This is a genomic window from Brevibacillus sp. NPDC058079 (assembly GCF_042885155.1).
Classification (GTDB): domain Bacteria; phylum Bacillota; class Bacilli; order Brevibacillales; family Brevibacillaceae; genus Brevibacillus.
Map to the genome: position 1 here is coordinate 294,703 of NZ_JBHVSO010000007.1, position 14,786 is coordinate 309,488.

The window sequence follows — 14,786 nt, forward strand, 5'->3', positions numbered from 1 at the left end:
AAGGTGATGAAAAAAACATGGTGGAAACCAGTTATTATGTTCTTTTTTATTGGATTAATCATTTGCTTAAATACAACGCAGTCTTTTGCAGGTGAGAATGAGAAGTTAGTAAATGCATGGAATGCATTCATAGTAGAATATCGCCTCATTTTGGCTTACTTTTCGGGATTTGGTGTATTGACAAGTATCCTTATTTTCATTTATCACATGATTCAATTAGGTAATTTGTCATCAAATCCAGTTAAACGCAAAGAAGCCATGGGAAATATTATGATATCGTTAATATGCACATCTCTGTTGGGAGGACTTGCGATAATTACAACACTGTTTTATGAAATATTGCTTGTATAAGAAAAAGGACTGAATCTACAAAAGATCAGTCCTTTTTCTTTAAGCAATAGATCGAAGAAGATGATTGCGTAATTGATCATCAATTATTTGACCTTTAAAAAATAGCTTAGGATGATTCAATACATCTTCCAAATGGATCACCTGCTTTTCTTTCTTTTCTAACAGATTTGCAACTTCGAGAAGTTTGACGTACTCAATTTGAAGATACGGAGCAAGTTTTTCAAGCGTTTCTGGAGAAGGTCTACGATTTGCTCTCTCAATACGCGAGATGTGAGAAGCCGATACGCCGCTCATCTTGGAAAGCACTTGGATAGACAGTTTTTGTTCAATTCTGCATTGCTGAATATATTCATGGATGTTCATTTCCATATTTGTGCTCCTTTTACGGCGCAAACGTAGCTGCTTTAATTTCTTGCAGAACGTCTTTTTCTTCAATGTATTTTAAAAATGCTCCTGTTTCATACAATTCTCTTCCAATACGTTCGTCAGTCGAAACTCGAAAATTCTTGATTTCTGTTGTTTGATAAATGAGTTGACTTGTTTCAAGCGCTGTTAGATCACTATCCGCAAATACAAAGAGAATTGGCTCAGAGCCAGAATCATAATAGTATTTTTTCCAGGCATTAGTCGCCAGTAAGCTTTCTAATTTCTGAGCTTTTTCACGAAGATAAACAGGAAAATCATATTCTCGAACGACTTCCCCAATGAAATATTTGGTTTGTCCATTAACTTTCATGCACATCTCAAAAGAAGGAACTACATTTTTCTTACCTACCCGCAATTCTGGTTCAGGCTTGAAGTGAGAAATCTTTGAACCACATGTTTCCATTACACGCAGATAGAATTCTGTCGTCAGTAAGTTTTTACTGATAATCTCCGAAGATTTCATATTAATGATGCTATACCAATCTGACGTATCTTCATTAGAGTAGTGCGATAGGAGGTAGCGACCTCCCAAATCCAAACAATAAATTTCGAAAGCATCTGGTGCAATTCGTTCTTCTTCATGGTCAGAGAGCATGAACTTGTTTAGGACTCGGTATTTTACGAGTTTGTCCAAACGATTCTTGAGATTCACCTTAGAGGATTCTTCTCCAAGAAGCTTGTAAATTTGTTCCACAGTCGCAAATTTGAATTGAAACAGAAATTTAGCAATAATAAGGTCGCGATCTCTTATTACGTTGTTGTTTTTCAACTTAATGATCTCGATTTTGCTAATATTCGGGGTAAACTTATTTTCAAATGTTTGTTTTAGGTCAGCAGGGATGATAACAATTTCCCCATCCTTTTGTTGTAGATACATTTCAGAACGCTCCTTTCGTTTTGGATTTTTTTTAGAGAGAGTGGGCAGAAAGACAAATCTTCCTGCCCACTATTTTCCTGCTATAATTACAGGACTCTGACAATTTTTCCACGAACACGTTTTTCATCTGGACGAACTTGAGTGACGCGGAAGGACACCTTCATGCCTTCTTCAATTTCACCCGTACCAGGGATCGGGCAGAGGGCATCAATTCCTGGAGCGATCATCACATAAACGCCCCAAGGCTTTACGTTGCGAACGACGCCAAGAACAACTTGATCACGTTCAAACATTTCAAATTCCATAATGGTTGGATTTTTGTATTTTTCAACAGCTTCGAAAATCAATCGATTGTTTGTAGAAACTTTCTTCAATTTCACGTTAACGGTATCGCCAATTTTCAGAACTTCACCGACAGTTGTATAATCGTCAGCAAAGTCTACATTTTTCAATAGACCTGAAACGCCTTCAATCTCAACATAAGCAGCATATTTGAGAATATTGATGACTTGTGCATTAAACACTTCTCCTTCTTTCAGGCGATCGATTATCGAATCTTTTAGAATTTCTTGTGCAGCTTTACGTGAGCAAATGACTACGCCACTATCTTTATCAATTTCTTTGACTACGAAGCTTACTTCTCGTCCCAAGAAACCTACGAGAGACTTCCAGTTGACTTCAAGATCAACCTCATCCCGAACAATGATTCCTTTTACACCATCCAGGTCAAGAATCAAGACATCTGTCCCCAGCTCTTGATTGTGTTGAACGACCTTTACCAGACCTTTCATAACTGTTTTTTCTTGCATAGCTTTTTCAAATTGAACGAATTTCTTCATAATGTAATCCTCCTTTAATTGGGTTTATTTTTTTGAAAACAGGTTTACAAGTTTGGCTATAAAGCCTTTTTTTTGCGATGGAACACTTGAGTCACCATCGTTGTCATTAATAACTGGCTCTACCAATTCCTCATCTATTTCATAAGAACGGTAAATCGGTTGAGTCAAAACTTTTCCTCTTGGTGGTTTAATCTGCATGTAAGAGTTTGGCTCATCACTTTGATGAGGTGAAAATGGTGGGGGAGCAGGTTCTTCCGATGTAGAGATTGCTGATTCGTCTTTTGTCTCTTCATTCGCATCCTGACGCATAGGTGTTACAAGAACAGGTTCTTGTTGAATGGTTTCCTCAATGAAATCCTCATGTGGTTGAATAGGTGACTCGTATGATTGCTCATCTTGATGAATCTCTTTATCCGCAGGACTTGCTTTTTGTGTAAGAGCGTTTTTTTCTCTTTCTTCAGCAATAAACTCTTCTGGAAATTCAATGAGATCTTCACTGTTTTCAATTACAAGCAGACGTTCACGACTTTCATCAGGCTTATCAGCCAAATGAAATTTCGTATTAGCGAAAAAGTCTTCTTCTAATCCGTTTGGTTCTACGGTAGTCAGTTCCGTTTCTGGCATCTGACTTGCAGACTCTTTTGAAAACATGTTCTCAATGGAAGTTAATAGAAATGCTGGCTGGAAAGGTTTTTTTAGATAATCCTTTGCACCTGCCGCCATCATCTCAGCCATGATTTCGTCATCATTACAACCCGTCACAGCGATGATTCGAGCATCTGGGTCTTTCGATAAGATTTGGCGTGTTGCCTCAATTCCAGAGATTCCGTCCATTTTGATATCCATCGTCACGAAGTCAGGTTTTAACTCAAAATAGAGAGTAATTCCTTCTTTTCCGTTTTTAGCTTCACCGACAACTACATATCCACCCGCTTCTTCCAACTTATTTTTAATGAGTTTTCGCATGAAATACGCATCATCAACTATTAGAACTCGTTTATCCACGACGATCTCCCTCCCTTCTTCCTTACTTCGCTTACTGTTTTAGTTTCTTGACTATTGTCAATGATTGTTTTATGTGATTTTGAAATCAATTATTCCGTAACTGTGTTTTACCTTGAACGATCAATTATGTAAAAAATAATTGACGAAATACAGTCGCTTTGTTACTATAAAATTACCTTTGTAATAGGATGAAATAAGAGTTGTAAATATAGTAAAAAACCAATAAAACAGGGGATATATAAGGGATAGATAGGAGTGATTATCTTGATTGGGAAAATGTATCGACCAACCAAAATAACAGTTTTGCATTCGAAAAGAGGGTTTCATTTTCAGCACAAATACAAATCCAACTTTGCAGGTATTCATGAATTTGAACATGACGTCTATCTGCATTTTGAGAATGGTGAAGAAGTAATCCATATGGAGTTAAATAATTTAATTGTTCCAGTCGTTATGGATAGGGAAGCGTTTGTAGCAGAATCCGCTGATGAAGTGAGGAGTCGCGTAACGAAGAAAAAGGTTGAGACTTTAAGGGAAATTACAAGACCAGCAAAAGAACAGATGAGTTCAAGCAATGATCGGCTCAAGGTTCAAATGTTGATTAAATCGGAACGAAACCCCGATGAAAATGAATTGCTTGAAGTTGTCATGAAGCCCGTTGTCATTGATAATCAAGAGTTTTTCTTACTTGAGGCTACCGCCGATACGCAAATCAACGTCGTGGTAAATACAACAGTGAAGCTCATCGAGCGATAGGAGGAGAAGTTAGGAGTATGGAAGGAGACAAAACGAATGCGGGGAAACCTATAAATCCAATAATTGCAACGTTAAGTGAAATTAAGCGAAAATCCATGCATGCAATGCTAACCCATGAAGAATTGGATAAATTGAAACAGCAATTATCCTCTTTGAGAAATAAAGCAAAAGAGTATGAAGATTCATCAGAACGAAGCAATCTATTAAGTAAAATTGATTATCTTGAAGCAGAAGTTATCCCACAAACGGTTAGGTTTGAAGTGAAGAAAGTAAGGAAACATTTTGAAGATACAGGGTATACAATTGCGGAAGCTCGTTTTACTCGCTATAAGTCTTCATTTGCTCCTGCATCTGAACTCATCATTGTTGGAAACTTTGTATCTATTTATGACGGTGATGAATTTGAAGCTGATGGTAGATGGATCAATCACAATGTATTTGGCTATCAATTTAAGGTGGATCTTGCAAAACGAATTGTCCCACAGACGAAGAAGGGTATTGAAACTTTTATTCGGCGCTATGTGAAAGGAATTGGAAAGAAAACTGCTCAAAAAATCGTAAACTATTTTGGGGAAGAAACATTGACCAAAATTGAGGAAAATCATCTGAATTTATTGCAAGTCGGAGGAATCAGCGAGGCAAGGGCAAAGGCAATTCATGAAAAGCTGTTTAAGCACAAAAAGTTTGAAGAAATTGCGATGTTCACTCTTACCTATGGTGGGGGGTATAAAACAGCTCTTCGAGTGTATGAAGAATTTGGAGAAGCGGCAATCTTAAAGATTCGGGAAAACCCATACGTTCTATGTTCAATTGATAAAATTGGTTTCTCTATTGCAGATAAGTTTGGATACAATTTAGGGTTCTCTTATCAAAATAAAGATCGAGTAAAAGAAGCGGTTGTCTCTTTTTTACAGTGGTGTTCAACTGCCAGAGGAGATTTATATGTTTCAAGTCAAGAGATTAAGAAAGTTCTCCCTGGGTTCTTGTTAAAAAGAGGTTCATATGAAGGGGAGCAATACCGTTTAGATAGCAACGACATCGAGACAGCCCTTAATGGATTAAAAGAACAAGATCGAATTGTCATCGAACGAAATGAAAAAGGAGAGTCATGTGTATACCTTCAAAATAACTTTTTCATGGAAAATCGCATTGTTACCCTGTTGAAAAAGTTAGTAGAGGAGCCGAAACCTGCTATTTGTTCTGAATCGGACATCAAAACCTTTATCGAGTATTATGAAAGAACGTATAACTTCACCTTTGCGGAGAAGCAAAAGTCTGCTATCTATATGGCGTTGACGAGTGGAATTAGTATTTTAACGGGTGGTCCAGGAACGGGTAAAACACAGACGATTAACTCTATTATCCAATGTGTCAAATTCGTTCATCAGTTGTTACAAAAGCCCGAAGCGATTATTCATTTGTTTGCACCAACAGGAAAGGCTTCAAAGCGTATGTCCGAACTAACAGGGATGGATGCGATGACTATCCATCGAGGAATTGGATTGGGACATGATGAAGATACAGATCGAGTAGTAATAGTAGAAGGAGATCTCCTTGTTGTTGATGAAACTTCTATGATGGATGCTTATGTATGTTATCGATTACTTGCTTCGGTTCATGAAAATACTCGTATCTTGTTTGTTGGAGACTATGAGCAGTTGCCATCAGTAGGTCCTGGCTTGATTCTTCGAGATCTTATCAATTCAGGAAAGATTCCAACGACTCGTTTGACTGAAATTTTTAGACAAGCGCAAGATAGTCAAATTGTAATGAATTCACATAGAATCATTTCGGGTCGCACAGATCAAATTACATTTGATAAAAGCAAAGATGATTTCTATTTCATTCAAAAACAAGATCGTATTACTGCACAAAGAGCGATCATTGAATGTGTGGAACGTTTTACCAAGAATCATGGTTACAAGTTGGATGATATCATGATTCTTTCTCCGATTCGCAAAGGTGATTTGGGAGTGTGGAGCTTGAATCGTCTGATGCAAGACAAGTTCAATCCTCAATCTGAACAAAAAGTTGAAATCAAACTGGATGAATTGAATGTTCTCCGAGAAGGAGATCGTGTCATTCACACAGTTAACAATAAAGATCTTAAAGTATTTAACGGTGAGGTTGGAAAAATCGAAAAAATTTGGGAAGATGTTGATGACGGTCTGCAAGTGAAGATCGAGTATGATGAAAAGAGTGTCATCTACGATCAACTTTCAATAGAAGAGGTTGAACTGGCGTATGTGTTGACGATTCATAAAAGCCAAGGCAGCGAATATCCAATCGTTATTATGCCAATCCACTCTTCCCAAGAGGATATGCTAACAAAGAACCTCATTTATACTGGTTGGACAAGAGCTAAGAAGAAAGTAGTGAATGTAGGGATGATATCCTCCCTTGAAGTTGCTATGAAAAATAACAACACTACTCGAAACTCATTAATAGAAGAAAAAGTAAGAAAAGAAGTGAATCCTGCCGCCTAATAGCCGTAATAACGGCTATTTTCTTATTTTTCTTTTACATGTTGGTTTTGTGGCATAGAATGAAGGAGCAAAGAGCCAAAAGGCAGGTGTTTGTCATGCAAACAGAAAATGAAAAGGAAGTTCTGACGCAAGAAGAACAATGGACATGGAAAGATTTATTTGGTAGGGAATTCTTCATAGGTGTCTGGAAAAAAAGTTATCGTTTTATGCGAGCGGCAATCATGTTGGGTATTTTATTTCATTTCTTTTCCCTTGGCATTGTACCAAGCGAGAGTATGTCTCCTACCTTAGAAAGAGATGATTTCATCTTGTATGCAAATACAAAAAATGTGGATAGGGGAGATATTGTCTACTTTGTCTATCCACTGGATGAGAAGCTGATGTACGTGAAAAGGATCATCGGTATGCCAGGAGATGAGGTCGAAGTAAGAGACGGAAGTGTTTATGTGAATGGCGAGTCGTTGCAGGAAGATTATTTACTGGAGAAGCCATTGTACAAATTTGAAAAAGTCCTTGTTCCACAAGGTCACTATTTTGTATTAGGAGATAATCGTAATAACTCAGAAGACTCTTCGCATTGGGGATTCTTAAAAGAAGAGAATGTAAAGGGGAAAGCACTTGTTTTGCTACTACCTATCACGAGGTTGAACATCTTCTAATAGAAGGGTAATCGATGTTGAAAAATAGCATCGCTTACACCTTCTTTTTTTATGGTTTAATTTCATTTCGAATAATGTTTAATATGAAAATAGATTAAGAAAATCATGCTGATTATTGGTTGAAGTATACCCTTTAATGTGAAAGAATTTTTTACAATCAATATTGACTATAGTATAATATAAATAACAATATTGACTAAAGGGGATGAAATCATAAAATGAAAGCATTACTAATTGCTGAGAAACCTTCATTGATGAAGGAAATAAAAGAGGCTTACAACAAATTTGGACATAAAGATCAAATTACTTTTAAAACATTCGCTGGACATACGATGACTCTTGTTGAACCACATGAATATAAGCCTGAGTGGGAAAAATGGAATTTGGCTGTATTACCCATGATTCCAGATGTATTTCGGTACAAACCTACCAAAGATAAACTTACAATGTACAAAGAGATTAAAGACGAAGTATTAAACGGTGGATATGATTATGTAATTAATGCGTGTGACCCTGGTAGAGAAGGTCAACACATCTTTTTTAGTTTCTATGATGCGATTGGAGCGAAACTTCCTGTAAAACGTATTTGGTTCTCGGATTTGACAGAAAACGAATTAAGCAGAGCATTGAATAACTTGCGTGACGAATCTGAGCCATCATTAAAAAACATGACCATAGCCTCCAAATATCGTGCGTATTTTGATTGGTTGATTGGATTAAATGGGACAAGGGCTGTAACAATGGTTGCAAACAAGAAAATTAACGTTGGGCGAGTAATGACTCCTGTTCTGAAACTAATTGTGGATAGGGAGATTGACATTCGGAATTTCGTTCCCAGGGATTTCTGGGAAATTGAAGCTAATTTTGGTGGAAAGTATAAAGGGATTTACTTCGATCACAAAAATGAAAATGAAACAAGATTTTTTGATGAAGCAAAAGCAAGGGCAATGTGTGGTAACTTCGCCGAGAATGGCACTGTGCTACATGTAGAAAAGAAAAAAGAAACGAAATATGCACCTGGACTGCATTCGCTACAGGAATTATCCAATGAGGCTAACCGATCGTTTGGTTACACGATGGCGGAAACACTTGAAATTGCTCAATCATTGTATGAGAAGCACAAAATCATAAGTTATCCTCGTACCAATTCACAATATATTACGAAGTCGATAGCGCAGGAATTCAAAAAGCATTTAAAACCACTATTGACCGTTTCGGAATTGAAGGATCTTGTTTCAGAAGTTATGAATGATGCATCGGTTCTGGATACTACTTCAAAAAACAAAAAGTACGTAGACAATAGTAAAGTAACGGATCACTATGCGATCATTCCAACGGATGTTACTCCAGACTTGTCAAAACTTAATACCAAAGAAAAGAATGTCTATTTATTGGTTGCCAAACGATTCCTTGCGATTTTCTTGCCTCCGATGGTGACAAACAAGACAAACGTTGTCACGGAAAGCAATGGTCATCGTTTTAAAACGACAGGTAGCGTTCTACAAGATCTTGGGTTTATGAAGTTGTACGACTTCAAAGGCTCAGACAACATTCTTCCAGATGTGAAAAAGGGAGAAGTTTTTGAGATTAAAGAAACCAAATTGATTGCAAAGAAAACAACAGCTCCAAATCGTTATAACGATGAGACTTTGGGTAAAGCAATGGAGAACCCAGGAAAGTTTATCGAAGACGAAGAACTGTCAAGTGTATTTAAGGACGAAAAAGGTCTTGGAACACCTGCAACAAGAGGTGAAATTGTCAAAAAAATTATCAAGTTGGAAATGGTAGAGTTAAAGGGATCGGGGAAAGTGAAGTCTTACTATGCAACGGACTTTGGCATTGAGATCATCCAAAGTCTACAAGGTAAAGACATTACGAAGCCTGAGCTTACGGCTACATGGGAACAAAAGTTGTCCCATATTGAAGAAGGCACCTATGATCCGAAAGATTTCTACACAGAAATGGTTAACTATACAAAATCGATGATTGATGATTTTAAGAATACGAAAGTGGCTGTCAGTCAAAATTCGGACAAAGAGATTTTGGGTAAATGCCCGAAATGTAGCTCAAATGTCGTTGAAGGTAAGTCTTATTATCTTTGCACAAAATACAAAGATACGTGTGACTTTCTAATTGGGAAAGAAATCGGAGGTGTGAAAATCTCTAAAACGGAGGCGAAGAAACTCATTACCGGAAAAGAAACCAAGGAATTCGAATTGACCTATAAATCGGGAGCAAAAAAGAAAGCTCGACTTGTGTTAAATTCTGAGTGCAAAGTTGTTCCTGTGGGAGCGGGAAGTTCTTCTACAGGTAGCTCAAGTGGGGGAGCATCTAAGGTAATCGGAAAATGTCCAAAATGTTCGAAGAACGTAGTCGTTAAAACAAACTTTTATTTGTGTGAGAATTATAAAAATCCTTGTGATTTCATCCAAAAGAAAGTCATTAGCAATATCGATATCACCGAAAAGGATATGAAAGATATCCTAAGTGGAAAACAGACGAGTGAGAAAGAGTTTCCATTTGGAAAAGCAAAACTTGAATGGAAAGACAATAAAATTAGCTTTGTCTTTCCACCAAGAGGATAATGAAGAACGAACTCTGCTACTTCGTAGCGGGGTTCTTTTTTGTGTTCGTTATGCTTCCTACAAATGTTGCTTATAAACAGAAGAGTTGAAATCTATCTTATATAAACGAGCCATACCCATATTGCAGCGGAGGGGTGGTTCACATTTCATCAATAATTCAAAAAGGGGGGAAATAAATGAAGAAGAAAATTCTCTTGGGTTTATTAACGGGTGGGATTATATGTGGAATTTCATTGAGTTTGTATATGTCATTTTCGGATAAAACATCTGTCGTTGATAATCCAGAACCATCAAAAGAGCAACCATCAAAGCCAACTCAAACAGGTAATAACTCTGAAACACCTGATGTGACGGAAAAACCAAAGCCACCAAACAAGGAAGATATTTACGAAAAGCCACCAGAGAAGCAGTTGAGAAGCATTGGATCAAGCGAAGCGGTTGGTTATGAAAATGAAGCAAGGAAAGCGTTTCGGAACTTTGAGTTTTTAAAAGGTGTTGAGGATCTGAAATCAATTGTAGATCAAGTAGAGAACAAGGAACCAGGTGAAAAACTGCATCAATTTTATTTTGAAGGATCTATGATTGCTAATCTTGTTCCGCCAACTGAAGAGCAAGAAATGACTGGCGATCATGGTGAAATGATTGAGTTTGATGGAATGGTAGGTATTTTAAATTCAATTAAAGATCCTGAGAATGCATTGCTTGGAACATTGGTATTAAATGATCGCTATCGAGCGGAAATCATTTTGGAGCAAGGCAGTCTTAATCCAATTTTTAGTGGTGGCGTTCGGATTCTCAATAAATCAACGGAAGCAACAGGAGATATTTATGTAGATGTTATCAACATGTATCCAAATGTGAAAACTCTTCACAAACTTGATTTTGAAATCGAAGGTCATCATCTGGTTAGCTATGTAATTGAATTTGCAGATGGGTATTCGAGGGTTTATACCGTTCTACCCGTAGAGGGAGTGAAGACTCCATACAAAACGATTCTACAATGGAAAAAGATATATTCATTAATTGAAAAGAAATAGAAAAGGGGGAAAAAGATGGACGAGAAACAACAAAAAATAGAAAAGTTCTTTGAAGTGACAGGAAAGAATTTTTTAACGATAATGGTTGCTACCTTTATGCTGCAATTGGCAAACTTTATTGCTGGATATGTATTCTTTAGCAGTAATTTTACTGTCATCCTCGTGACATTTGTTTTTGTCGTGATGGGGTTCTTGTTTTTCAAGGATAAAGCGTCTGAAGATCAAAAAAAGATTGGATTTTGGATCTTCAAAATAGCCTTACTTGTGTTCGCATGTTCTGTCGTGAATCATTTATTCTTGGGTATGGCGAATACATTAGGTTCTCAAAATACAGCAAAAGCATTATCGCTATTTCGAATGAGCTTTTTCGTAAACATCGGATTGTTAGTGGGGAGCGTTGCGTTCTTTCGCAGTGAAGCTGTAAAAGAAACTCTGAACAATGTTTATGAACAGTCAGTTTTAGAAAAATTGAAAATTGCTGGATTTTCAACTGAGGAAAAAAAGATGGGCGATGTTCAAATCGCGATTAATATGGAAACAAAGAAACCAGTCTTTCTCAAATATAAAGATCGTTTTTTGCACATGCTTATCCTTGGTCCTACGGGTTCAGGTAAGACCAGTCAAACGATCATACCAATGATTAACCAAGATATGCAAAATCTTGATTGTGGGATTACAGTGTTGGAGCCAAAGTCTGATCTTGCGGAAAAAATATATTCTATGGCAGAACATTATGGAAGGAAAGCTGTTTATTTCAACCCGATTTTGCCAAATTGTCCATATTTTAATCCACTGTATGGAAAAGAAGAGGACGTAATTGAAAATATGGCAACGACATTCAAAATGTTGAATCCTGACTCTCCACAATTCTTCTTAGATATGAATGAAGGACTCATCAGAAATGCTTTGAAAGTATTAAAGAGGTTATATGGTAATAAAGCAAATCTTATTGAGCTTTCTCGTTTGCTTCACAATTCAGGTGGTATGGGAAGGAAAATGGTAACTCAGTTCTCTCGTCTCAATACTGATAGTGCCGAGACGACAAAGGAAAATGCAGACATTGCATCTTGGTTCCTAAATGAATACTTCAATGAGAAAAGTAAAACCTATGAGCATTGTTCGGGACTTCGTTCTCAAGTGTCGAAGATCACTGATAATCCACACTTGAGAAGGGTGTTGAATCCTCCTAACGGTGAGAATGATGTCGATTTCGATAAAATTCTCGAAGAGGGTGGCGTTCTTGCCATCACGACTGCACAAGGAGCATTGCGTGACCTCGGACGGTTTCTTGGATACTTTATCATTCTCCAACTCCAATCTTCTGTTTTTAGACGACCTGGAAATGAGAATACCCGAAGACCACACTTCCTTTACATTGACGAGTTTCAAGTATACTCAAACCCAGGGTTTGCAGACATGCTGACACAGGGACGATCTTACCGTGTGGCTTCGCATTTAGCAACACAAAACCGAGCATTGATCGGGATGGGTAGTGGGCAGGATGGGAAAGACTTTGTTGAGCTGGTATCTACCAATGCTCGTAATATTATTATTTACCCTGGAGGAAATGCACAAGATGCTAAATATTACTCAGATCAATTTGGTGAAATCGTTAAGAGAGAGATCCGAAAAACCGTAAGTAGGAAAAAATTCAGTCCGCTTGGTGGATTTCAATCGGCTGGTTCTCCAAGTGAAAGCACGAGTGTAGTAGAAACAAAAGAAGCACGTTTTTCTCCAGCTGATCTTATTTATCGTGATTTTGGTGAGATTGTCTACTGTATTATTAAAAATAATAGTATCCAGCTTCCTGGAGTGGGTATCATTCAATATATCCCGAATGAATTGAATGATAAATTGGATGAAATGGTACAAGAATATAAGGAAACTGTATTTGCTAAACATGCTCATATGACACCTTCTTCTCTTGAACCAGAAATGGAAGAAGTTCTTGAAGCGGAACCAGTGATCGCTAAAAGTGTAGTAGAAACAGCTCCGTCAAGAAAAAATGATAAAGAACATCTTTATAAGGGGAAAGAAATTGTAAACCCTGATGAAGACTTTACTGATGATTTCGTGATTGGAGGGAGCGGGGAGGATCCAGCGGCTCAGACAAAAGGGGAAAATGAGTTTAGCTTTCCTACAGAAGAAGAAGATGATTTGATTTAGAAGAGGAGGTTCTTTAGAACCTTCCTTTTCTTTTTTTATCTTATAGGATTATAGGATAAAACGAAGATTTGTTTATGTATTCAAGAGGGGAGTCATGCGACTGCCCCTTCATCATGGCGTTCGATGAAATCCTCGTATACTTCTTCAATTGAGCGATTTCGTTTACTGAGTTTTACAATGACAAATGGTTGATTGATTAACGTTTCTTCTACATAATCCTTGAAGTTTCCTTGAATGCGAGCGCGGATATCAGTTTTCCAGTCTGATCCATGCATAGTTGCCAGAATTCTACTACCTGCCTTTAATCCAAAAGCAAGACTAAGAATATTATCGAGAGAAGTAATTTCTCCGATTATGAGGTTGCTCAGTGGTGTTTTATTAATGGAAGACAAGTCTTCTATACTAAGGTTATTCTTTATTTGGCAATCGGGTTTATTGCCGCTATCAACTTTCGAGATTTTAAGCTCAGAGTATCGTTCTAATACAATTGTTCTTTGATCAGGTCGAGACTTCAGCACGGAATCAAGAAGGACTTGCAGCAATGTCGTTTTTCCAGTCCCTACACCCCCAAGGATAAGTATGTTTTTGGAGAGAGAGAGACATTTTATAAGGTAATCAGCCGTTTCTTCTGTCATAAAACCTTGTTGAATCAATAGATCAAGAGTAATAGTAGGGGGTTCGTGTGTGGCAAAATAGATTTGCTTTAATGTTGGAAAATCTTGTGAATCCCTCAGATATGGAGACGAGAACAGTTTGATCAGTTCTTGATACAATGTTTGTTTATCAGCCATTCGAATATTCTCAATTATTTGTTGTTCTATAGGGCTGAGCCTTACAACTTTGGATGTCTTACTCATTAGTCAATTCAACCTCCCACATTATTTTTGTAACCTTGTTACAATGTAACATTATCATTGACTATAGTCAACTTAACAAGTTATTATTCCTTATTCAATAGAAAAAGCTTTGGGTTTTTACCCCAAAGCCTTTGTCGAGCAGTTTAATACACACTTTCGATAATGCCAAAATTACCATCTTTTCGTTTGTACAATAGCGCCATGCTATTGCTTTCTGCGTTAAAGAACATGAAAGTTTCATGACCGAGCATTTCCATTTGTAGGATAGCTTCTTCTTCCATCATTGGTTTCATATCAAATTGTTTACGCTTTGTAATTTTGGCGTGTTCATTGTCATCATCTTCGTTATTCGTAAATATTTGTGCTTCGTAAGGGAAGCGTAGAGAATCATGACTTCGGTCAGCCTTTTTGCGAGCAAGTTTGTTCAGTTTTTTCACCAACTTGTCTGTCGCCAATTCAATAGCAATATACAAATCCTCGTTTTTTTCTTCCGATTTTACGAATGTCCCATGAAGATAGAACATGATTTCGATTTTTTGTCCGTGCGTGAAGGATTCCATAATAACTTGAATTCGATTACTATCATCAAGATATTTATGCAGTTTTTCTAATCGCTGATTGACAGCATCCTTAATCCCCTTAGTAAGAGCAAAATTTCTTGCAGTTAGTTGTACGTTCATGACAAAAACCCCTTTCTCTGTTTGGACTAAAACTACATCGACATGACCACCTCTACTAAAAG

Annotated in this window: 13 protein-coding genes; 7 read left to right on the plus strand and 6 right to left on the minus strand. The window is 37.3% G+C overall.

The features are described 5' to 3' along the window. Positions 1 to 6: 6 nt before the first annotated feature. Positions 7 to 351 carry a hypothetical protein gene (locus tag ACFVS2_RS21835; RefSeq protein ID WP_390237626.1) on the plus strand — a complete coding sequence of 115 codons (345 nt, stop codon included), beginning with the start codon at positions 7 to 9 and terminating at the stop codon, positions 349 to 351. Between the two features lie 39 nt (positions 352 to 390). Here the strand turns inward: ACFVS2_RS21835 and ACFVS2_RS21840 are convergent, their stop codons facing one another. The 4 genes from ACFVS2_RS21840 to ACFVS2_RS21855 all read right to left on the minus strand — a co-directional run bounded on the left by ACFVS2_RS21840 (position 391) and on the right by ACFVS2_RS21855 (position 3,498). Further along, positions 391 to 720 carry a helix-turn-helix domain-containing protein gene (locus tag ACFVS2_RS21840; protein ID WP_390237628.1) on the minus strand — a complete coding sequence of 110 codons (330 nt, stop codon included), beginning with the start codon at positions 718 to 720 and terminating at the stop codon, positions 391 to 393. 13 nt (positions 721 to 733) lie between these two features. Beyond that, a complete protein-coding gene (locus ACFVS2_RS21845) occupies positions 734 to 1,654 on the minus strand; it encodes a hypothetical protein (protein WP_390237631.1) in 921 nt (306 codons plus the stop codon). Between the two features lie 86 nt (positions 1,655 to 1,740). After that, entirely contained in the window at positions 1,741 to 2,493 is a 753-nt protein-coding gene (locus tag ACFVS2_RS21850) for a S1 RNA-binding domain-containing protein (protein WP_390237633.1), read from the minus strand. Between the two features lie 24 nt (positions 2,494 to 2,517). Beyond that, positions 2,518 to 3,498, minus strand: a complete 981-nt coding sequence (locus ACFVS2_RS21855; protein ID WP_390237636.1) for a response regulator — start codon at positions 3,496 to 3,498, stop codon at positions 2,518 to 2,520. Between the two features lie 264 nt (positions 3,499 to 3,762). On the opposite strand from ACFVS2_RS21855, the gene ACFVS2_RS21860 reads away from it, so the two are divergent. The 6 genes from ACFVS2_RS21860 (at position 3,763) to ACFVS2_RS21885 (ending at position 13,187) form a co-directional block, all read left to right on the plus strand. Next, entirely contained in the window at positions 3,763 to 4,254 is a 492-nt protein-coding gene (locus tag ACFVS2_RS21860; RefSeq protein WP_390237639.1) for a hypothetical protein, read from the plus strand. A 17-nt stretch (positions 4,255 to 4,271) separates the two neighbouring features. Continuing rightward, the gene (gene recD2, locus ACFVS2_RS21865; protein WP_390237642.1) at positions 4,272 to 6,740 is read left to right on the plus strand and encodes an SF1B family DNA helicase RecD2; all 2,469 of its coding nucleotides are present in this window, start codon (positions 4,272 to 4,274) and stop codon (positions 6,738 to 6,740) included. A gap of 95 nt (positions 6,741 to 6,835) precedes the next feature. Continuing rightward, positions 6,836 to 7,399 carry a signal peptidase I gene (lepB, locus tag ACFVS2_RS21870; protein WP_390237645.1) on the plus strand — a complete coding sequence of 188 codons (564 nt, stop codon included), beginning with the start codon at positions 6,836 to 6,838 and terminating at the stop codon, positions 7,397 to 7,399. A 218-nt stretch (positions 7,400 to 7,617) separates the two neighbouring features. After that, positions 7,618 to 9,984, plus strand: coding sequence for a DNA topoisomerase (locus tag ACFVS2_RS21875; RefSeq protein WP_390237647.1), 2,367 nt, complete (start codon positions 7,618 to 7,620; stop codon positions 9,982 to 9,984). A gap of 176 nt (positions 9,985 to 10,160) precedes the next feature. Beyond that, a complete protein-coding gene (locus ACFVS2_RS21880) occupies positions 10,161 to 11,021 on the plus strand; it encodes a hypothetical protein (protein WP_390237650.1) in 861 nt (286 codons plus the stop codon). A 15-nt stretch (positions 11,022 to 11,036) separates the two neighbouring features. Then, positions 11,037 to 13,187 carry a type IV secretory system conjugative DNA transfer family protein gene (locus ACFVS2_RS21885; protein WP_390237653.1) on the plus strand — a complete coding sequence of 717 codons (2,151 nt, stop codon included), beginning with the start codon at positions 11,037 to 11,039 and terminating at the stop codon, positions 13,185 to 13,187. A gap of 92 nt (positions 13,188 to 13,279) precedes the next feature. On the opposite strand, the gene ACFVS2_RS21890 is transcribed toward ACFVS2_RS21885, so the two are convergent. Together ACFVS2_RS21890 and hpf are read right to left on the minus strand one after the other, a co-directional pair. Continuing rightward, positions 13,280 to 14,044: a P-loop NTPase family protein gene (locus ACFVS2_RS21890; protein ID WP_390237655.1), complete on the minus strand. Its 765-nt coding sequence runs from the start codon at positions 14,042 to 14,044 to the stop codon at positions 13,280 to 13,282. 143 nt (positions 14,045 to 14,187) lie between these two features. Then, positions 14,188 to 14,724, minus strand: coding sequence for a ribosome hibernation-promoting factor, HPF/YfiA family (hpf, locus tag ACFVS2_RS21895; protein WP_390237658.1), 537 nt, complete (start codon positions 14,722 to 14,724; stop codon positions 14,188 to 14,190). Positions 14,725 to 14,786: the final 62 nt, after the last annotated feature.